This window comes from Paenibacillus sp. J5C2022 (assembly GCF_025567625.1).
GTDB lineage: Bacteria > Bacillota > Bacilli > Paenibacillales > Paenibacillaceae > Pristimantibacillus.
This window is the reverse complement of record NZ_JAOQJC010000031.1, coordinates 34,755-56,102: the sequence shown is the minus strand read 5'-3', so window position 1 is coordinate 56,102 and position 21,348 is coordinate 34,755. Positions and strand designations below refer to the sequence as shown.

General features: G+C 50.4%; 16 protein-coding genes. 4 read left to right on the top strand and 12 right to left on the bottom strand.

Going from position 1 to position 21,348, the window contains the following annotated elements:
* Positions 1-13 precede the first annotated feature (13 nt).
* Positions 14-2,443, bottom strand: coding sequence for a DNA ligase D (ligD, locus tag M6D81_RS21915; protein WP_262679186.1), 2,430 nt, complete (start codon positions 2,441-2,443; stop codon positions 14-16).
* 242 nt (positions 2,444-2,685) lie between these two features.
* On the opposite strand from ligD, the gene M6D81_RS21910 reads away from it, so the two are divergent.
* Together M6D81_RS21910 and M6D81_RS21905 are read left to right on the top strand one after the other, a co-directional pair.
* Complete coding sequence (locus M6D81_RS21910; RefSeq protein WP_262679184.1) at positions 2,686-4,359, top strand: methyl-accepting chemotaxis protein; 1,674 nt, start codon at positions 2,686-2,688, stop codon at positions 4,357-4,359.
* A gap of 123 nt (positions 4,360-4,482) precedes the next feature.
* Positions 4,483-7,050 carry a winged helix-turn-helix domain-containing protein gene (locus M6D81_RS21905; protein ID WP_262679183.1) on the top strand — a complete coding sequence of 856 codons (2,568 nt, stop codon included), beginning with the start codon at positions 4,483-4,485 and terminating at the stop codon, positions 7,048-7,050.
* A gap of 61 nt (positions 7,051-7,111) precedes the next feature.
* Here M6D81_RS21905 and M6D81_RS21900 read toward each other — a convergent pair whose 3' ends face one another.
* Entirely contained in the window at positions 7,112-7,630 is a 519-nt protein-coding gene (locus M6D81_RS21900) for a VOC family protein (protein ID WP_262679182.1), read from the bottom strand.
* A 216-nt stretch (positions 7,631-7,846) separates the two neighbouring features.
* Between M6D81_RS21900 and M6D81_RS21895 the strand changes: the two genes are divergently transcribed.
* Positions 7,847-9,376 carry an MDR family MFS transporter gene (locus tag M6D81_RS21895; RefSeq protein WP_262679223.1) on the top strand — a complete coding sequence of 510 codons (1,530 nt, stop codon included), beginning with the start codon at positions 7,847-7,849 and terminating at the stop codon, positions 9,374-9,376.
* A gap of 78 nt (positions 9,377-9,454) precedes the next feature.
* A complete protein-coding gene (locus M6D81_RS21890) occupies positions 9,455-10,432 on the top strand; it encodes a helix-turn-helix transcriptional regulator (RefSeq protein ID WP_262679181.1) in 978 nt (325 codons plus the stop codon).
* Between the two features lie 236 nt (positions 10,433-10,668).
* On the opposite strand, the gene M6D81_RS21885 is transcribed toward M6D81_RS21890, so the two are convergent.
* The 10 genes from M6D81_RS21885 to M6D81_RS21840 all read right to left on the bottom strand — a co-directional run bounded on the left by M6D81_RS21885 (position 10,669) and on the right by M6D81_RS21840 (position 21,026).
* Positions 10,669-11,280, bottom strand: a complete 612-nt coding sequence (locus tag M6D81_RS21885; protein ID WP_262679180.1) for a Uma2 family endonuclease — start codon at positions 11,278-11,280, stop codon at positions 10,669-10,671.
* 139 nt (positions 11,281-11,419) lie between these two features.
* Entirely contained in the window at positions 11,420-12,274 is an 855-nt protein-coding gene (locus tag M6D81_RS21880; RefSeq protein WP_410795777.1) for an alpha/beta fold hydrolase, read from the bottom strand.
* A 60-nt stretch (positions 12,275-12,334) separates the two neighbouring features.
* On the bottom strand, positions 12,335-12,919 hold the full coding sequence (locus M6D81_RS21875) for a TetR/AcrR family transcriptional regulator (RefSeq protein ID WP_262679178.1): 585 nt from the start codon (positions 12,917-12,919) through the stop codon (positions 12,335-12,337).
* A gap of 76 nt (positions 12,920-12,995) precedes the next feature.
* Entirely contained in the window at positions 12,996-13,703 is a 708-nt protein-coding gene (locus tag M6D81_RS21870) for a DNA alkylation repair protein (protein WP_262679177.1), read from the bottom strand.
* Between the two features lie 285 nt (positions 13,704-13,988).
* Complete coding sequence (locus M6D81_RS21865; protein ID WP_262679176.1) at positions 13,989-14,759, bottom strand: ABC transporter permease; 771 nt, start codon at positions 14,757-14,759, stop codon at positions 13,989-13,991.
* Complete coding sequence (locus M6D81_RS21860; protein ID WP_262679175.1) at positions 14,760-15,518, bottom strand: ABC transporter ATP-binding protein; 759 nt, start codon at positions 15,516-15,518, stop codon at positions 14,760-14,762.
* Between the two features lie 13 nt (positions 15,519-15,531).
* Entirely contained in the window at positions 15,532-15,882 is a 351-nt protein-coding gene (locus tag M6D81_RS21855; protein WP_262679174.1) for a DUF1048 domain-containing protein, read from the bottom strand.
* A 9-nt stretch (positions 15,883-15,891) separates the two neighbouring features.
* Positions 15,892-16,239 (bottom strand): DUF1048 domain-containing protein, encoded by a 348-nt coding sequence (locus M6D81_RS21850; RefSeq protein WP_262679172.1) that lies wholly within the window; start codon positions 16,237-16,239, stop codon positions 15,892-15,894.
* Positions 16,240-16,244: 5 nt separating this feature from the next.
* On the bottom strand, positions 16,245-16,544 hold the full coding sequence (locus M6D81_RS21845) for a PadR family transcriptional regulator (protein WP_317259157.1): 300 nt from the start codon (positions 16,542-16,544) through the stop codon (positions 16,245-16,247).
* Between the two features lie 210 nt (positions 16,545-16,754).
* Entirely contained in the window at positions 16,755-21,026 is a 4,272-nt protein-coding gene (locus tag M6D81_RS21840; RefSeq protein WP_262679171.1) for an S-layer homology domain-containing protein, read from the bottom strand.
* Positions 21,027-21,348 lie beyond the last annotated feature (322 nt).

Genomic DNA, 21,348 nt, shown 5'->3' with positions numbered 1-21,348 from the left:
TGCTATGATGGAATCAGCGATCACGAAAAAAATCCTTCCAAGGATCGCTGCCGCCGATCCGCAAGAGCGCATCTGCCATATTGACGCCATCGGGAGCAACCGTGTCCAATTCGTCCCATAAGATAGGCATGGACACCTTGCCGCCTTTTCTCGCTCTTATAGAATAGGGGGCGATGCTCGTAGCGCCTCTGCCGTTGCGAATCCAGTCGATGAATATTTTGCCGGCGCGATTAGCCTTTCTCACATTGCTTGTGTAACGGTCAGGCCACTTCTGCTCCATTACCTGGGCAACCTGTCTGGCAAAGTCATGGAACTGATCCCAAGTCATCGCCGATTGAAATGGGACGACGACATGGTAGCCTTTCCCCCCGCTCGTCTTGAGGTAGGAATGCAGCGAGAGTTCATCAAGCACACTCTTCATATCCCGCGCCCCCTGTCGCACCCTGCCAAGATCCATTCCTTCATCCGGGTCCAGATCGAACACCATCATATCGGGCTTTTCCAGCTCGTCGATGCGGCTTCCCCAAATATGAAATTCCAGCGTGCCCATTTGCGCTTCGGCTATAAACCCCGACGAGTTCTCTATATAGAAGTAGTCTTCCCTCTTCCCACTGCCAGTCGTAATCGGTATGGTGACAATTCCCTTGTTGTCAGGTCCGGGGTGCTTCTTATAGAAGCAAGCCTGAGATATTCCCTTGGGACAACGCACAAGCGTGAGAATTCTGCGGCTTGCATAGGGCAGCATATGTCCCGCGACCTTGGCGTAATATCGGATCACATCTTCTTTCGTAATTTCAGGGTCGTCGAACAGCACCTTGTCCGGGTTCGTAATCGGAATGCCTTCGATGACTATGCTGTTTGAATGGGCCATCATGGATCTCTCCACTTCTATAGCGGGAGCTTGAGGCTGCGATACTTCCTCCGCTTCTTCCCTTTTGATCTCTCTTGGTTCCTTATCCAGACGCAATCCTTTGAAGCTGGCTTGCCTTAATTGATGTTCCTTGGTCCATTCGGCGAACTTGATTTCCGCCACCAGCTCAGGCTCAAGCCAGATCAACTTTTCCAGCGCTCTAGATTTCGGCGCAAGTCTAAAAGGCGTTGTCTCTCTCTTTAATTGCTCGAATTTCCCCGCAAGCTCCAACACATCAGCCTCACTCATTCCGGTACCGGCACGTCCGGCGTAGACCAATTCCCCATCTTCATAGACGCCAAGGAGAAGCGAGCTTATTCCGCTCGTTTTTTTGTCGGACAGGGCATATCCTCCGATGACGAATTCTTGCCTTCGATCGCATTTCAGTTTAATCCAGTCACCGGTCCTTGTGCCGCTGTAGAGGGAACCAGCCTTTTTGCCGATAATTCCTTCCATGCCAGCCTCGCAGGCAGCAGCGAAGCTTTCTTTGCCGCTCCCTCTAATATGACGACTGTAATAAAGGTTGCCCGGAGCATTTTGCAGCAATGACTCCAGCCTTTCTTTCCTCTCCGTCAAGCTTGTGCTTCGAAGGTCTTCACCATCCAGCGCAAGGAGATCGAAGACGATATAGGTCAGATTCCGGGCTTTGGGATTTTTCAAATAGTTCTGCAGAGCCTGAAAATCCGTCTTTCCCGACTCGTCTGTGATGGCAACTTCGCCGTCCAGCACCATTGCCCTTCCGGCTGCAAGGTCGACGAGAGCGGAGGCAATATCATGGAATCGCTTGGCATAATCATTGCCGTTCCTCGTTAACAGCCGAACATCGTTGCCCTCCACAAACGCAATGATTCTATAGCCGTCGTATTTCATCTCGTATAGCCAATCCTCGCCTCCGGGTATTGCTTGAACGGATTTGGCCAGCTGCGCTTCGACCTTGCTGAAGGGATTCCTTACGAATTTCTCCTCTTCCCCCGCTTCGATCTCCGCCATGGTGCGTCCGGTTCTTATACTGATGCCGAATTCCGATATCCCGTCATCCGTTTGCACATACTCATCCTTTTCCTTCATGAGCAGCCAGTTATCCTTCTCTTCGCCGGATTTGGCATGCCAGCGGACCAATACCCACTTCCCCCGAAGCCGCTTCCCTCTTAGAACAAACTTCAACTCGCCTTTCTGAAGCCCGTTCTCCACGTCACTATACGGTTCCCAGATGCCTTCATCCCACAGCATGACCACTCCGCCGCCGTATTGTCCCTTCGGTATCGTTCCTTCGAAGTTCCTGTATTCCAGCGGATGGTCCTCCACCATGACGGCCAGCCGTCTGTCATGAGGATTATAGGAGGGGCCCTTGGGCACCGCCCAGCTTAGAAGAACGCCCTCCCATTCCAGACGCAAGTCGTAGTGTTCTCTTCTCGCCATATGATGTTGGACGACGAATTTCAAGCCTTCTTCCGAAGTCGCTATTTTCCCTTCCGGCTCCAACGTTCTTTCGAAATTCCGTTTTTGGTTGTACTCGCTTAATTTCTTGGTCACACCATCACGCCGTTTCCATGTCCATTGTCGACACCTTCAACGGGTATTGTTTCCAGTTGATTCGATCATATTCCGAAATGAGTCGATTAATCTCTCCCCAACAGCAGTCAGATTAGGGGCATCCAGTTCCGGCATGAGGGTGGCATTCGATGGTACGGCTGTTCTATTCTATTCGACATGAGCCTAAAGGTATATTTATAATATAGGTAAATAAAGCTATAACATCACGGAGGATGGCATTCATGAAAATTCGCAACAAGCTTATTATCGGGTTCGGTTTGATTTTTGCAGTTATGATGGCAGTTTTTGTGATTCAATATGTAAATACCTACAAAGGGCTCCATCATGTGGAGCAAGTCGAATCGAGAAAGCTTCAGTCGGCTTTATTAGCCAGCGATATGAAGCTGGCCGTCGTTCAGGTTCAGCAGTTTCTTACAGACGTTGGCGCTACTCTTGACAATGCCGCTCTTGCTGAAGCAGAACAACATGCAAATCGTTTTGAGACAGACCTCGATCAATTTGTGACAATCAACCCGGCTGATCAGGAGCATCTGGAAGAGATTCGACAATCTTTCCGCGCTTATTATGACATGGGCAAAAAAATGGCCGCAGATTATTTATCCGGCGGAACGGTCGCAGGCAACAAGACCATGAGAGAATTCGATAAAACTGCCGAAGATATCAACACGAAAGTCGATGCGCTTCGCCAGTCGCAGATCGGGGAAATCACTCAGGCCATTACAGAGATCAAAACTTCTACTCGCAGCATGATCGTGTCGCAGCTGTGGTCAATCGGCGCGATTGTCATACTGGCTTTGGCGATTGTTTATGGACTTGTTCGCGCGATATTGGTTCCTATCCGCAAGCTGGTTGACGTTAGCCGTATGATCGCTGCGGGCGATTTAAGCCGGCCTGTTACATCTTCCGGCAATGATGAGTTTGGCTTATTGTCCGACGCGTTCGAACAGATGAGGAGCAAGTTGGCCTCGCTAATCGGCAATGTACAGAACGCTTCGCTAACAGTAGCCACCTCCGCAGAGCAATTATCCAGCGCTGCCGACGAAAATACGGGTTCCACAAATCTCGTCGCGAGCACGATTCAGCAAATATCGAATGGGGCGGAACAGCAATCACAAAGCACAACTGAAACAGCGCGCGCTATGGAAGAGATGGCACAAGCGATTCAGCGTGTTGCAGAAACGACAGGGATGGTGGCTGAATTGTCCGTCGATGCGGAGCGACAGGCGAAGCAAGGTGTCGAGCGAATCGATCGGGCCATTGGACAGATGCGCACGATTGGCGATACTTCCAGCCGCTCGAAAGCAACGATTGAAGAACTCAACGAGCATTCCGCTCGAATATCCGAGATTGTAGCAACGATAGCCGACATTACGCAGCAAACGAATCTGCTAGCATTAAATGCTAGTATTGAAGCGGCACGTGCGGGAGAGAACGGGAAAGGCTTCGCGGTTGTCGCACAGGAAATCCGCAAACTGGCGGATCAAACCAAATTCGCTTCAGAACAGGTGGCGGAAATTTCAACGCAAATTCAGCGCGGCAGCAAACTCGCCGTATCCGTTATGGATGAAGGCACAAAGGAAGTAGAGAACGGCATGCAAGTGATGGAACAAGCCGGTCTGTCCTTCGAAGAGATCCTGAAGGCAAATGTAGTAATTGCTCAACAACTTCAAGAAGTGTCGGCCTCGACGGAGGAGATGTCGGCCGGCTCCCAGCAGATTGCGGCATCTGTGGAACAATTGTCGGTCATCGCTGAGCGTTCCTTCGGACAATCCAAGCAAGTATCCGACGCTATGCAAGACCAACTTGCTTCAATGAAGGAGATTGCCGCCTCTAGCCGCTCGCTAAACGAATTGGCGGAGCAATTGGAACAGATGGCGCTTCGTTTTGAAGTTTGAGGAGCTTCTTCCCAAGAGGAAGAAAGGCTTACTAAAGCCAGCAATTTCAACGTATTTTATATGAATCGCCATTCTTCTTTGTTATAATTTAAAAAACGACACGTTTCAACAAAGGGGATAATAATGACCGCATATCCTGTATTGTCCCAGAAATTTTTTGTTCCTCCGCCCGACCCGAAGATGCTCGTCAGGCAGCGTCTATGGCCCGATTCGCGGCAAAACCGAAAGAAACTCATTACCGTTATTGCGCCTGCGGGTTACGGGAAATCCACTTTTCTTGGCGACTGGGTGCGCCATTCGGACAATCGGGCGTGCTGGTATTCCCTGCATTCGAGCGACAACGATCTTATTCTTTTTTTAAGCTGTGTCATCGACAGCATCCGAAGCTTATATCCGCAATTCGGCCAATCGCTTGGCAAGCTGCTTCGCGTCTCGCAACCGTCAATCGAAACGGTACTCGTACTGATGATTCAACAGATTGCCGATATAGAGGAAGCCTTCTATTTGATTCTGGACGACTATCATTTCATCGAAAACCCGCAAATTCATGAAAATCTTGCTTATCTGCTCCATTATATGCCGGAGAATATAACACTCATTGTCAGCAGCCGTTCGGCTGTGCCTTGGTCGTTGTCAAAATGGCGGCTCGCAGACCAATGCTTGGAAATCGGAGCGCGGGATTTGGCGTTTACCATGGATGAAACGTCCTGTTTAATGCGTACTTGGCCTGTCCAAGTGGATGAGGAGCAAGCGAAGATTGTCTTTCAACAGACGGAAGGCTGGGCAACCGGTTTACAACTGGTGCTGCTTTCCTGTCAACAAACGGAATCTCGGCATCCCTCTTTTCTATTGGGCGTATCCAAACATCACATTCACGATTACTTGTTCGAGGAAGTGTTCCACGGACTGGACAGAGAAATCCGCGAATTTTTGTTAGCCACGGCATGCCTGAATCAATGGAATGAGAGCCTGTGCCAGGCCGTAACCGGACGACCGGATAGCCGACATGTTTTCAACCGATTGGTGCAAAGCAATTTGTTCATCATCTCATTGGACCCCGAACGGACGACGTTTCGCTACCATTATTTATTTACCGAATTTCTGCGGAATTACTTGGCTTCGCATCAACCGGACGATGTCCAAATGTACCATGAACGCGCAGGTCGCTGGTATGAAGCGAATCAGCAGTATGAGGAAGCTGTCGAGCATGAGGCAGCCGCCGGGAACGACGAGAAGGTATTTGCGCTGCTGGTCAAGCTTGCTCCGAGCATGCTCAGACAAGGACAAGCTGTGCCGCTCATCGAGCGCATTCGCCAACTTGACTTCAACCTTGTTCGAACGATGCCCGAGTTGCTGCTCTATTACTGTTGGGCGTTGCTGCTGTGCAGACAGATCGAAGAAGCCCGGGATATTATTCGTGATCTGGAAGACCAGATCATGCAGCAGTTGGACGCTGACGGCAGACATCCATATGTCCCTGAGCTTTGCCTGTTGCAAAGCCACGTTTGCTATTTGCAATACGATTTCGAAGGTATGAAGGCTTATCGGATAAAGCACACCCGTTATCTGCCGTACGAGAGTGAAGTCGCCGGCTCTGTAGAATTCAACCCGGGTTACGCGCGATTAATTCGAAGCAATCTCGGCAATTTCGGCGATTACAGCGCTACCGGAGCCATGCTGGAACAAACGATGGGGTATATGGAAAATACCGAGCAGGCCAATCAAGAAGTTCAAGTGGAACGACACGTGTGGGGCTTAATGAACGCCTTGAACAGCGAATGTCTCATGGAGAAACAGGAATTCGCGGCGTCCGAAGCTTACTTGCAGGAAGCCATGCAAGTCGGTAAGGAACTCGGCATGCTGAGCATTTATTTGCCGGCGATCTTTACCTTCTTGCAAATGAAAACCTTCCGTGATCCCGGCTATGATCGAGAGCCGATGCTCCAGGAGCTCCTTTCCTTCATTCGCGAATATGAAGCGCCGCAATGGCAATTGGCGTTGGAGGCTTTCCAAATCTATATGGACTTGAGACATGGACGAATGGACCGGGTGGACGCTTGGCTCAACCAATCGAAGCTGGCAACGGACGGCCCGCTCACCCTGCAACGCGAGTACGAATATTTGGTGCTGTGCCGGGTATGGGTTGCGCGGGACCGCCTGCCGCAAGTCGTCTCACTTATCGACCGATTGTCCATCATCGCTCTCAACGAGCGGCTTCAAGGCGCATGGATTGAGCTGAATCTGATCAAATCAATCGCCTTGCACAAGTACGACCGTACGTTCGAAGCCCGCGATGCTCTGCTCGTCGTATTGCGTAAGGGGAAGAAGAAAGGCTACTTCATGACCTTTGTGTACGAGGGAGAATCGCTCCTGCCTATACTGGCTGAAGTACTTCAAACCAAAGAGGAGCCAGCGCTTCTGGCTTATGCTCGTTCCATTATGGAGCAAATCCAGATCCATTCCAAAAACGGCGACGAGTTCTCCGTGAAAAACGAATATATTCGTCAACTGCTGACCAATCGGGAATTCGAGCTGTTGACCCTGATGGCAGACGGGCTTACCAACCAGGAGATTGCCGAACAGATGAAGCTGTCCATTGGCAGCGTGAAGGTATACTCCCATCGTATCTATCATAAGCTTCATGTCTCCAATCGCATGCAAGCTACCCTGATGATCAATAAGAACCAATGAGGTCTCATGGCCAAAAATGAGGAGAGCCTCCCCGCTTGGGGCGACTCTCCTCTTTCCGATTCTATTGAGTCTGGCTTTTGCTCCATTCCGCTACTCTGCGATAGCTTTCTTCCTCCGAAATATCCTCGACCCGCGTCATGATCGACCAGCGGATGCCATAAGGGTCCAATATGCTGCAATATCGGTCTCCCGACACAAAGTTCGCCGCTTGCTCTCTGACGGTTGCTCCTTGCTCTATGGCCAAGGCCAATGTCTTGTCTGCGTCGGGCACGTAGATTCCGAGCGAATAACATGCGTTGCCATCCCCCGGAGGCAATACGAGACGATAGGCAGGGTTTGCAGCTCCAAGCTGCAGGAATCCGTTGCCGAAATCGATATCCGCATGAACGATCATTTTGTTGCCGTCAATTTCAAATTCCGTTACGCTTTTCGCCTTTGCTCCAAAAACAGCTTCGTAGAACTCAATCGCTTCGCTCGGCTTGTCCACAACTATAAAAGGCGTCAGGGTGGTACAGTAACTCGGCTTCCCCCCCTGAACAAATTCCCCCGTTATTCCCTTATTTTTTATGCTCTCATCCATATCCATTCCTCCGCTTCAATTGGTTGGCCCTTCCTTGTTTCCCCATTCTAGTCGCTTCATGGAGGGATGTATTGTAAAAAGACGACATCGCCGATTTTTATTTATTCTAAATTGCTGCATTCCCTTCCTGACACACAGTTGTCAACAAGGAAGGATTACAATGGCTTTAATACAATTCACTATACTCCGTACGAAGAAAGGATCGGAAACATGCACATGAACAACGCGCAAAACAAGGTAGGATTAATCATTGCGGGGCTTCTGCTCGCGATTCTGATGGCCTCGATGGACAACACGATCGTAGCGACCGCAATGGGTACGATTGTCGGAGAGATCGGCGGACTCGACAAATTCGTCTGGGCGACATCCGCCTATATGGTGGCCGAGATGGCAGGCATGCCGATTTTCGGGAAGCTGTCCGACATGTACGGCCGCAAACGTTTTTTTGTCATCGGAATTATCGTCTTTATGATCGGCTCCGCCTTATGCGGCATGGCCGAATCGATCGTGCAGCTCAGTCTGTACAGAGGCATTCAAGGAATCGGCGCCGGGGCGATGGTCTCAATTGCATTCACAATTATGTTCGATGTTATTGCCCCCGAGCACAGAGGGAAGATGACCGGCATGTTCGGCGCTTTATTCGGATTATCCAGTATCGCGGCGCCATTGCTTGGCGGTTACATTACCGATTATATGAATTGGAAGTGGATCTTCTATATTAACTTGCCGCTGGGCTTGATCGCCTTTGTCTTTATCGCGTTCTTCTATAAGGAATCCAATAAGCATTCCAAGCAAAAGATCGATTATGCGGGCTCTTTCCTGCTGGTAGGCGCTATTATATGTCTTATGTTCGCCGTTGAGCTGGGAGGCAAAGTGTACCCTTGGGACTCACCGCAAATAGGGGGATTGTTCACGGGCTTCGCGGCGCTTGTCATCCTGCTGGTCTTTGTTGAGAGGAGAGCCGAGGAACCAATTATCTCGTTCCGAATGTTCCGCAGTCGTCTCTACACAACAAGCAATCTGGTCGCCATGCTTAGCGGTGCTTCTTTCATGACCGCATCGATGTTCATACCGATCTACATTCAAGGCGTTCTGGGAGGGACGGCGACGAATGCGGGGCTCGTGCTGCTGCCGATGATGGTGAGCTCGGTCGTCACAGCAACCGTAGGCGGATTCTTGTTATCCAGGCTGCCGTACCGGACGATTCTTATTCCGACGCTTGCTCTTCTGGTCGGCGGGCTTGCGCTGCTGGCTTCGATTACGGCTGAGGCGCCGCGCTATCTCATAACAGTCTATATGATCCTGGTAGGTCTCGGCATCGGAGCTTCCTTCTCGGTACTGAGCAATGCCGCCATCCATTCCTTCCCTGCTACACAGCGTGGAGCCGCCACTTCGACGCTGAACTTCAATCGCTCGCTTGGCATGACACTGGGCATTACGATATTCGGAATCATTCAGAGCCACTCGCTCACGGGAAAGCTGACGAATGCGTTCGGCGGCGGTACAGCGAATATGCCGGCTAATGTCGACTTCGGCGACCCCTACGTATTGCTCAATCCCGAACTCCGCTTAACGATGGACGGGAATGCGTTGCATAGAATCACGGAGGGGCTGTCCTCCTCCATCGCGGATACTTTCGCCTGGACCCTGATTCCGGCTGTGCTGGCCTTGGCCTCGGCGCTTGTCATGAGCAGAGAGAAGCTGGACCCGACGGCTCAAGCGGACGGAGAGTATGCGGCGCATTAATCCCCCAGCCGAATACATACAGCTGTTCGGGAGTATCGGTTATACTGGATGTAACATTCTCGAAGCTGGAGGTTCAAGATGAAGCTCGAACGTTTAATGGCCATCACAATCTTGTTATTGAACCGGAAGCGAGTACAAGCCCAGGAGCTTGCCGAGCGTCTGGAAGTATCGCTGCGTACGATATACCGCGATTTGGAATCGTTAAGTCTCGCGGGCATCCCTATCGTCTCGTATACGGGAACGGAAGGCGGGTATGAGATTATGGAAAGCTTTCGACTCGATCGACAAATGCTGTCTCTGGATGAGCTGAATGTGCTGGTTACCGCCCTGCGCGGTCTTCAGTCCACACAGGCATTGACTCATTCCCATATGGATCGCCTGCTGAACAAAGTTGGCGCTCTGGTGTCGCAAGCGGAACAAGGGCGGTTCGCGGCCGGCGATCAAATTCTTGTCGACTTCACCCCCTGGAGAAGCGGCGAGGCCGAACGAGTCAAGTACGAATCGCTGCAGCAGGCGGTACAAGATACAAAGCTGATCCGCTTCGCGTACACCGACGGAAAAGGAGAAGAAACCGAGCGCCTCATCGAGCCGATGGGGCTGGTGCTCAAAAGATACGCCTGGTATCTGCATGGATATTGCTTGGAGCGCGAGGATTACCGGATCTTCAAGCTGGCTCGCATGCGGACCTTGCAGATCCAGTCGGAATCGTTCCATCGCCGGGCCATGACAATCTCCATGCTGAATGATCGATGGACGGCGCCCCGAAGTGAACGGAAGGTCGATCTGGTCCTTCGCTTCACGGGGGAAGCCAAAGTCCGCGCTGCGGACTACTTCGATGAAAGCCAGATCGAGCGGCAGCCGGATGGAGCGCTTCTGGTCCGTACCGCACTGCCTGATGAGAAGTGGCTGATCGGCTTCTTGCTTCGATTCAGAACGGATGTGCTCGTCGTTGAGCCCGCTCATCTTGCCGATGCCTTACGAGACACGGCCCTGGAAATCGCGGCCTTGTATGAACCCACTTCATCTGTAACAATCGATGACATGCCTAAAATGTGAGCCTGATCTGACCGTCAAATAGGAGCAGCCTCTGAATGGCTGCTCCTGGCAGAGTTACGCTTACTGTACACTACTTGCTCCGTTGCTCCAACATTCGAGTAATATTTTATCATCGAGCAAATCACTCATCTTTTCCTTCGGTCGACAGATTATTCTTAGGTGACTCTTTTGACAGCCATTATACCATAGCATGAATGGACTCGTTGCATCTGGTTCGTCAACCACTCATGCCACGTTTATCCTGGCAAACCTTCCGCCGCAGCCACAATTTGTCCCATCGTGAAGGAGACGCACGGCAGACGATCGGATTGAACTTGTTCCTCGCAGCTGTACAAATTGTGCAACTCGTATTTGTCATTTGCCAGCAAATACTGCTCTAGCAACTCGTTAGCCGAGTCAACAATCCAGTATTCCGGTATGCGATAGGCAGCATATGCAGCGAGCTTCTGCACCTTGTCCCGCTTGGCAGAATGAGGTGACAATATTTCTCCTACGAGATCCGGGATTCCTTCAATTCCGCGCCGAGTAATGATTTCCATTCTATTGCGATGAACCATGAGCAGATCCGGTTGGCGAACTTCTGTCGCTGACAATATCAAGTCAATCGGTGATGCAAATACGATATACTCCATCTGGCAACTATTCGTCAATATCGTCTGCATTTGATTACTAATAACCTGATGCTTCGGCGTTGGAGCCGGCGACATAAGTTCCAGTACACCACTTGCAATTTCATAACGATTACCATCATCAGGCATTTGAGCATACTCATCATACGTAAATGGTTGTTCTCGCACCATAAATTTATCGTCAGATTGATGTGTAGATAGATTGTCTCGCTTTTTCATACGGCAGCCTCCCTACTATTTCTTGTTGCCGTTCACGAATGTACGTTCTTGTTTATTGTACCATTTTCAATTTAAAAAGGGAAGTCACCGATTCGACATACTCTGGCTGCCCAATCATCTTGCCGCTGTCAGCCATGAACTAACCTTTCAGAAATTCGAAAAGCTTGGCATGCATATCTGCCGCATCCTTGCCCATCCATATTAAATGACCCCATGTGTCAAGAATGATGAGTTCCGAGTTCGGAATATATTGTTGGGCGTAATAGGCATGTTTGACCGCAACAAGACCATCATTCTTGCTATGCATGATTAAAGCGGGACATTGAATCAATGATAATTCGCTTTCGAGATTTTGGCTTGTCTGTACCAGATCGATCATAAACCCATGACCCGAACGCTGACGGTTCAGCATGTTCCCGAACTGCCGTTTGTCGTCATCGTTGAATTGAAGCAGCAGCTCATCCTTTCCAAGGTTGCTGAAAGCGGGTATCATGCTCTTGAACAGCACATCCGAGAAAATCTTGTTCATGCTTCGAATAAGCAGCCAAACACCTTTTTCTATCGAAGGCCGGAACATGACTTGAGCCGACTTGTAAAATGTATCATCGACAGTCAACCACCGATGCGTAACCGCCGACTGGAGCGTTAGACTCCTCACTCGCTTCGGATACCTTGATGCAAAATGAATGCCGCTGGGACCGCCTGCGGAAATCGCGATGACATGAACACGGGGAACCTTCAAAAAATCCAACAGCTCCAGGTACGCTTCACACGCCGTCAGTGCATTTTCGCCAAGCTCTTTAGAGGTACTCCCATACCCCGGCCTGGATGGCGTAATGATACAATATCCCTGCCCGGCGAGCTCACGATAGCCGAATTCCTCCTTACAGTTTGAATGTCCGCCATGCATGATCAGAATAGGTTCTCCCTGTCCGGCTATGGAATATTCCACTACGGAGCCTTTTCGGGTAAGAAACCGATCAGTTTTTCGAATCATAAGCTCCCCTCCCAAAAATGAATTTCGTTTCATTATTAAGGCAGGCCGAATGCCTTCCTAGACAAACGACCGTAGTCCTTGATACCAAAAAGAGACATACTGACTAAGCACACTTCTGCAATCCTTCGGGTCAGGGCAACGTCTGATGATTTCAAAATAACCTTGCATAAAGGCAACTCCTATGGGCCACGATACTTGCTCAGTGTATACTTCTCCAGATTGTCTGCTGTTGTACGCGATCAAATGTTCAGTGACATGGTCCGCCATCATCTTATGCAATTTCAGAACGCCGTCTTCATGCCGTGTGCCTTTGCTGCCGTCGATTAAAATTAACAGCGGTTCACGAAATCCTTCGATGAGAGACATTAACGTATTCACAACGAGATCGAAAACATCTCCTTCCGTCAGCGAGTCCTCACCGTTAGCGCCAATCACACCTTCCAACTCGGCATAGACCGGATTCACCACGGAATCGAATAAGGCTTCTTTCCCATCGTAATATCTGTACAAGTTGCCCGCGGATATCCCTACTTTGGCAGCGATCCGCTTGACAGACGACAGAAGATAGCCATATTCTAAAAACTCATTCTGCGCAGCCCTTAGAATAGCCAGACGCAACTCTTCCTTCAACACTTGAGCCATAAATGAACCTCCATTCATTTTTAAAGTAAACGAACTTGACATTGCTGTCAAGTTCTCCGCATATGTCGCATTGCGCCTAGCATCTTACATAGTTGCGCTTGAAACCGAGCTGCCCTCGATCCAATGCCTTTTGAATATTTTCGGTTGCGTTCAGGAGCTTGCTTTTTTTCTTATCTTTCTGGACTTCTACCGGACCGACTTCCTGTGCCGTCTCGACCGCACGTTCGTGAAGAGGCGTGTAGGATGTTGCCACCGTGTATATAAAGTTGTTCATCGCGTATTTCGTTCGTTCGGGAGAGTCGTGAATCGTATTTCCCACCACTTTAAGCATATCTGCCATTTTACTTTCGGAAAACTCACTGTCCGGGCGACTGCCCAGCAACCAGCAATAACAGCTCCAGCCCGCCGACATTCTCAGTTCTTCTCCGCTGGCTATCCACTTATCGGCAACTTCCTGGGCAATATCCGTCTCAGCCAATGTGACAGCAACAACATAATCGGACAGCATATAGAAATATGCCCCGTCCATCCAGCGCTCGAAGTCCGCTTCAGTCATGACCCCAGGATCTGCGATAACCCCCGCAAAGTACATGGCGTCATAGTTCCCTGTGTCGTAAAGCTGATCGGCTAAAGGCTGATTCCTCTTTATGAGCCTGGACATTGGCTTCATGGCGCCTGTAGCCACTCCAAACAACGGTTCGTGCGCGCCATTGGACATGTACATTTTCTTGGTTCGTTCCTTGCCGAGCGCTTCAAGCTCTTGCATAACTGTATTCAGATCCAATCACTTCTACCCCCTCTTGCATCAATTTCATCTATTGCTTGATTTCATTGTACTCTTAACGAGCGGTATAAAGAAAGTAAGCCCTGCCTGGCTTCCTGCAAACATTTATTAGCGCAATAATTATCAAATCAGAACCCCGTAATTATGTTAATCTATCATCGAAAGGGGGAATACATTATGCTGCGTTGAATTTGAACAACCGCTTCGAGGGGACGTGAAAGATACGTTCAAAGTGAAGGTGAAAGCCGATTGCATTTCAAATCGTCTCGCAAATGAAGGGGCCTTTTAAGCTGCAGTCCGTTTGTATGCGCGCACCGCAAATAGATAGGCAACCATTATCACCCCTAAGCACCATGCTAAAGCAATCCAGATATCATTGCCTACCGGTTGATTTGACAATAATGCGCGGATAGTTTCTACAATCGAGGTCACCGGCTGGTTTTCGGCAAAGGCGCGAACAACTTTCGGCATAGAGTCGGTCGGCACGAACGCCGAGCTGATAAATGGCAGGAAAATCAACGGATAGGAAAAGGCGCTTGCTCCCTCCACCGTTTTTGCCGACAGTCCGGCAATGGCCGCTACCCAAGTCAAAGCCAGCGTAAACAACACGAGTATACCTGCTACAGCAAGCCATGACAGTATCCCTGCCGACGAGCGAAAGCCCATCATAAGCGCTACGAGAATGATGACGGCAACAGAAATGACGTTGGATACTACCGAGGTCAGAACGTGCCCCCACAGCACAGTGGAACGCGCAATCGGCATGGAGTGAAACCGTTCAATAATGCCCCGTTGCTTATCCAAAAACAGGCGGTAAGCAACGTAAGCCACCCCGCTGGCAATCCCTATAAGCAGTATGCCAGGCAACAGGTAGTTCACATAGTTTTCCGTACCGGTTTGAATTGCGCCGCCAAATACGTAGACGAACAACAGCATCATAGCAATTGGAGTGATGCAAACCGTGAAGATCGTGTCCATACTGCGGAAAATATGGCGCATAGAACGTCCAAGCATAACGCTCATGTCGCTGAAAAAATGTTTCTTTGTCGCCTCCATTTAAATGGCCTCCTTTTTACCGACGATTGCGAGGAATATCTCCTCCAATGTCGGCTGTTTCTCAACATATTCTACCTTCGCCTTCGGGAACAGCTGCTTCAGCTCCGAGAGCGTGCCGCTGGCGATAATCCTGCCCTCGTGCAGAATGGCAATCCGGTCAGCAAGCTGCTCAGCTTCCTCCAAATACTGCGTAGTAAGTAACACCGTCGTGCCGCCGTCGGCAAGCTCCTTCACAATCTTCCAGGTCTCAATGCGTGCCTCGGGGTCGAGCCCTGTGGTCGGCTCATCGAGGAAGATGATCTGCGGATGGCCCACGAGGCTCAAGGCAATGTCAAGCCTGCGGCGCATACCGCCCGAATAAGTGGACACCCTGCGCTCGGAGGCATCCGTCAAGCCGAAGCGCCTCAGTAAATCATCCGCGACCTGACGCGGATGATCAAGATGCCGCAGCTTTGCAATCATGATCAAATTTTCTCGACCATTCATGATCTCGTCCACGGCGGCGAACTGCCCTGTCAGGCTGATCGACTGCCGCACATGGTCGGGCTTTGACGCAACGTCAAAACCATTTACGGTAGCGGTGCCTCCGTCCTGTTTGAGAAGCGTAGTGAGGATTCTGACCGTCGTCGTCTTGCCCGCACCGTTGGAGCCAAGCAGAGCGAATATTTCGCCTCGCTTTACATTGAAATCAACACCCTTTAGAACTTCTGTGTTTTTATACGACTTGCGCAGACCTTTCACTTCAATTGCTTTTTCCATCTTGATCCCCCTTTTACTTTGTTTTATTCGCAGCCTTGTGTATGGCCTCGTGAACTTTTCGGTCAACAGATTCTTGATACAAGTCCGCGTAAGTTTTTGAATTTTTGATTAATTCGTCGCAGAAAGCCGCTACGTCGCTTCCCGTCACTTCGAGCACACCTTTCCCCATAACCGCGCCCTCTTCAAAAAGCTCGACAATTCCTTCAAGCAACCCCATATCCTCAGCTATTTCAACTGGGCCGACCTTAAAGTAATATTTTTGAATCTCCTTGTAAACCATCTGATAATCCTGCGGCAGCGCTTTGACGCGCGCCACTAGTGCACGCCACTTTTTTTTGCCTTCGATGATATCACGTATGCTCATAGTGCCCTCCTATTTGCCTAATTTTTTTGCGATATTATGGTTCAATTGCTCACGCCATTTGTCGCGAACCGACTTCGCCCCTTCTGCTCCGACCAGTGCCGAACAGAAGCCTTTAATATCGTCACCCAACACCTCATGGACCATCTGACCGTCCGCCGCCGATTGTTCCAGCAGGCCAAGCACCCCGTCCAAAATCGGCATAAGGTTGCGACCGGTGAAATCGGAGTACTGCCAAACATTGGTGCTTATTTCCTTCCATGCCGCTTGATAATCGGCCGGCAGCCTTTGGGCGCGCGATTCAAAAGCTTTCACTTCTTTCGTCATGTCGCTGCCTGTGATCTTTTCCCAAAAATTCATTTGTTTCACTCCTTTAACTCGTTCATTTTTGTCGATATGAACTCCCATTTCTCCCAGAACCTCTGCAGCTCCTCGCGTCCCGCGTCGTTGAGTGTAAAAAATTTTCGCGGCGGCCCCATGTCGGAAGGCTTCTTGGTCGTCTCCACCAGCTTGTTTTTTTCAAGCCGAATCAGAATTGTGTACACCGTTCCATCTACAACATCTGTGAAACCGAGAGCGTTCAGCTGCCGTGTAATTTCGTAGCCGTAAGTTTCCTTTCTGCTTATAATTTCTAGCACACAGCCCTCAAGCACGCCTTTGAGCATTTCCGTTAGGTTTTCCAGCACAATCACCCTTCTCTATTCTGTATGACTGGTATCAAGTATCACTTACTACAGCTATAAAGTATCACGTAGTAGTTTGTTTGTCAATACTTTTGCGATTTATCTTTGCGATTCAATGATAAAATCCCTTCCCGACATTGAAAGCTCTTGTCAGGAAGGGATCATAACTTGTCACTTGGCCGATATTTCGGCTTAAATCAGATCTGATGTTTGCAGAAGTCTTTGAATGATGGTTGCAACCTCAGCCCGGGTAATAGGTGCTTTCGGCGCAAGCTCAGCTGCGCTTCGGCCGGTTACAAGACCGGCTTGCACGCTGTCTGCAACACCGCTGAGTGCCCAACCGGATACGTTTGACGCATCTTCATACAGAAGAAGTGTCGCAGCTTCGGATTGAGCGGACAGCTTCGCCTTCAGTCCGGTAATCGTCATTGCTCTGGAGAGAATCGTCATGGCTTGTTCTCGAGTTATTTTGTCGTTCGGTCGGAACGTACCGTCCTCAAATCCTCCAATTAGTTGATACGCATATGCCGTGTTGATCGCGCCGCTGAACCAATCCGATGTTTTTACGTCAGAGAATACCGTTGACCCGTCTTCCCGCTTAAGTCCCAATCCTCGTACAACTATGGCTGCAAATTCGGCTCGGGTAATATCGCGATCGGGACTGAACAGACCGCCGCCCGTACCGTCAATGACCATCCGTGATCCCATGTCGTTAACTGCAATGCTCGCCCAGTGATTCACGGCATCAAGGAATTCGAGCGGATGCCAGACAACAGAGTAAGTGCTGTTGGTCAAGCTGTTGATCCGGGCGTAATACTTGCCGTCGATGATAACGATCTTAGTTGGTACGTGGCGTACCGTTCCATCCGGCTCGACAACGACGCCTGTCGTAATCTTGCTCGGGTCAACTCCGGCCGGAATGGCGATCGTTCTTTCTACGTAGGCGTTGAACTTCGATACCTCAACGCTCGTATTGCCGTATATGGCTCGAATCGTAAATTCCAGAGGCGGGACCATAATCGTGAACGCGCCCAATGTCGCGCTCTCTACAACCTTCCATGTATCCGTTGCAGGCTCGGCAATTTCGATTTGCACCTTGATGTCTTGCAGGTCGACCGACTTGCCCAGTTTGCCAGCTATATCGCCGATTTGAAATTGTTGTGCCGGAATCGTATATGTCGCCTGATCGGTCTTGATTGCAACAATTGCTTGCTTGCTTTCCATGCTTTTAACCATCTGACCGTTGAGTTCGCCAATTACGACATTCGAATTCGAACGGTCCGGAATCGTGATAACGGCTCCTTGCCCTTCCGCCGCGAGTTTATCCTCCAGTCTCTTCTGGTCGACGGCAATCGTCCTGACGCTCTGGCCGTTCCGAGTGCTTGTTGTGGCCGTTCCCGCATGTTCCACTTTCCCATTAATCAGTACGTCTACATTGGTTGTGTTCGGTATCGTAGTAGCAGGGAGTGAAGGCCTGCTGCTCTCTCCTCTTGGTACAACGGCATTGGATTCGGCAGAGGATATGCTTATTCCGACTGCGTTAATCGCCTTAACCGTAAAGGTGTAGCTCGTACCGTTGCTTAAGCCTGTAACGACAATCGGACTAGACGAATTGGATACAACCACACTCCCTGGAGCTGCCGTCACCTCATATCCCGTAATCGGACTTCCGCCGTCATCAGCTGGAGCTGTAAAAGTAACGGTTGCTTGTCCGTCCCCCGCAATTGCCGTCATATGTGTCGGCGCTGCCGGAACGGTTGCCGGAGTCGCGCTTGCCTCATTCGACATCGCACTCAAACCGCCTTCGTTGCCGGCCTTCACCGTAAAGTAATAAGTGGTGCCGTTAATCAGGTTCAGTATGTTGTAGGTAGCAGAAGTAACCGTCGCAGCTTCAGACTCGATATATTGGCCTGGTGATGTCGCGATATAGATGTTGTAATAGGTTGCTCCCATTACTGTATTCCAATTCAATACAGCTTGACGATTGCCACCGACAGCAGTCAGACTTTGCGGATTGGCAGGAGCATTCGGCAAGTTTACGGATTGTGAGACGGTAAAGGTTACAGCTGTCATCTGATCCGCCGATACCGTGACCGTCACCGTGTAGGTGCCTGCCTGCAAGCTGTCTTGTGCTTGTATCGTAAAGCTTGTCGATTCATTGCTATTCAAGGATGAACCCGGCTGCGTAATCTCAAAATCGTTGGCATTTGCACCGCTAATCGTAACCGACAGGTTCGTCAAATGGCCTGTGCCCGTATTCGTGACGGGAATTGTTTGGGCGTCTTGCGTGCCGGACGCATATCCTTGAGTAAGTGCCGTTAACGTTTGATTCGCTATAGAAGCAATCGTGTAGGTAGGCGCTGCGGTAACGGTGATCGTCGACGTCCCCGTCTTGCTGCTGTCTGCCGTCGAGGTGGCGGTAATCGTATAAACCCCCGGTGTCGCATCCACTGCGACCGTCACATTCCCCGTCTCGTCCACCGTCACCTTATGGTCAGCGTCGCTGCTGCTCCATGTCACCATTGTCGCGGCGCCTCCCACTGTGTCTACTGTCGCTGCGAGTTGACGGCTTTCTCCTTGCATGACGCTTGCGCTGTCCGGAGTGACGGTTACGCCGTTCACAGCCGGCGCATAAGTAACCGTGATCGTCGCCGTCCCCGTCTTGCTGCTGTCTGCCGTCGAGGTGGCGGTAATTGTGTAATCACCTAGCTCTGCGTCCGATGCTACAGTAACGTAGCCGGTTCCGCTCACTTGCACCTTATTGTCAGCGTCGCTGCTGCTCCATGTCACCGTTGTCGCGGCGCCGCCCACTGTGTCTACTGTCGCTGAGAGTTGGCGGCTTTCTCCTTGCATGACGCTTGCGCTGTCCGGAGTGACGGTTACGCCGTTCACGGACGGCGCATAAGTAACCGTGATCGTCGCCGTCCCCGTCTTGCTGCTGTCTGCCGTCGAGGTGGCGGTAATTGTGTAATCACCTAGCTCTGCGTCCGATGCTACAGTAACGTAGCCGGTTCCGCTCACTTGCACCTTATTGGCAGCGTCGCTGCTGCTCCATGTCACCGTTGTCGCGGCGCCGCCCACCACATCAACTTCAGCAGTAAGTTGACCGCCGGCTCCCCGCGCGATGTTAGCGGTACCCGGGCTAACGCTGACACTGTTGACGGCAGGCGGAGGCGGAGGCGAATATTGGGCTACCCGCACTTGCTCTTCTGTGCCGTTCTGTTCCTGCCACGCTACATATAAAGCGCCGTCAAGCACCGTTACCGCAGGATAAAATGCAGGTCTTGCTCCATCCACATTCAAGCCGTTTCTACCGTCCTCGGCGTTCGTCCACTTCGTTCCGTCATATTTCTTCACGCGTATTTTAAAAACATATTTCCCATTTACAAAAGTCCCTGTATTTTCTGTCCATATTGCATACAATTCGTTATGGATTGCTGCCATTTCAACATAATACGCGCGAAAATAAGGACTCACATTTATGCCCTGTTCTCCGCCGCCATCTATGCTCGACCAGACGCCCTCCTCAAACTTTTTAACTCTTATTTGATCATCCGTGCCGTAGAGACCGCTAATAGGTTCGTGCCATCCCACATACAGAGCATTGCCGATGACGGTTGCCGATGGGTAGAGTGCACTGCACCAGCTGCGCATATTCAAGCCGCTTCCACCGCCGTCAATCAATTCCCAGCTTTGACCGTTATACCTTTTCACTCGGAGTTGATAATTGGCCCCGGACACTTCAGACCACACCAAATATAAATCATCGCCCATTACTGCCATAACAGGAAATGCTGCGTTAGCAGCCGATATAATATTTAAACCGTTCGTTCCGCCGCCGTCAACGCTCGTCCACTCGACACCGTCGTATTTCTTGACTCGAATTTGGCTCGCTTCTGACCATGTCGCATACAGATCACCTCTGTATACAGCCAGCGCGGGAAAGTCGGCCGTCTTGGAAGCATCCACATTGATTCCGACCGAGCTGTTGCCTTCGGCACTGGTCCAGCTTAAGCCGTCATATTTCTTGATCCGAATTTGGCCAATGGACGGTGTCTCCATTTCCTTCCATATGATATACAATGAACCGTCGTACACGGCCATAGCAGGCCGTGAAGCAACTTTGGAGACATCCACATTCAATCCGTTCGGCCCATTGCCGTCGACGCTTACCCAACCCGTTTCATTATATTTCTTGACTCTGATTTGGTTTATGCTGTTCTGGGTGCCTCTTTCTTGCCATGCCACATAAACCTCTCCGTTCCATTCGACCATGGCCGGATTCTCCGCTTTGTAATTCGGGTTAGCATTAATCCCGTTGACTCCGTTGCCATCTATTATCGACCAGCCAGCAGACGCCGCCGAAGCCGTGCCTCCAATCGATATGAGCGGAATGAAAAGAATAAAAGCAAGTAATAAACAGACTTTTTTTCGAATACTCTCATATTTCTTGCTTGCTCTCATTGCCGGAACCACTATGCATCCGTCCTCTCCGTGTTATCGTTCAGTCGCTGTGTCCGCATATTCCAGCCCAGCATAATCGACGGCACATTAAAAAAACCTTAAAAACCGACATGTTTCGCTAAGAAATACGACTGACGGTGTAGGATTCATACACTAATCTAGTTCGCATGCCCCTTTTCGGAGCTCCAGTGTAGGATTCATACACTAATCTAGCTCGCACGCCCCTTTTCGGAGCTCCAGTGTAGGATTCATACACTAATCTAGCTCGCATGCCCCTTTTCGGAGCTCCAGTGTAGGATTCATACACTAGTCTAGCTCGCAT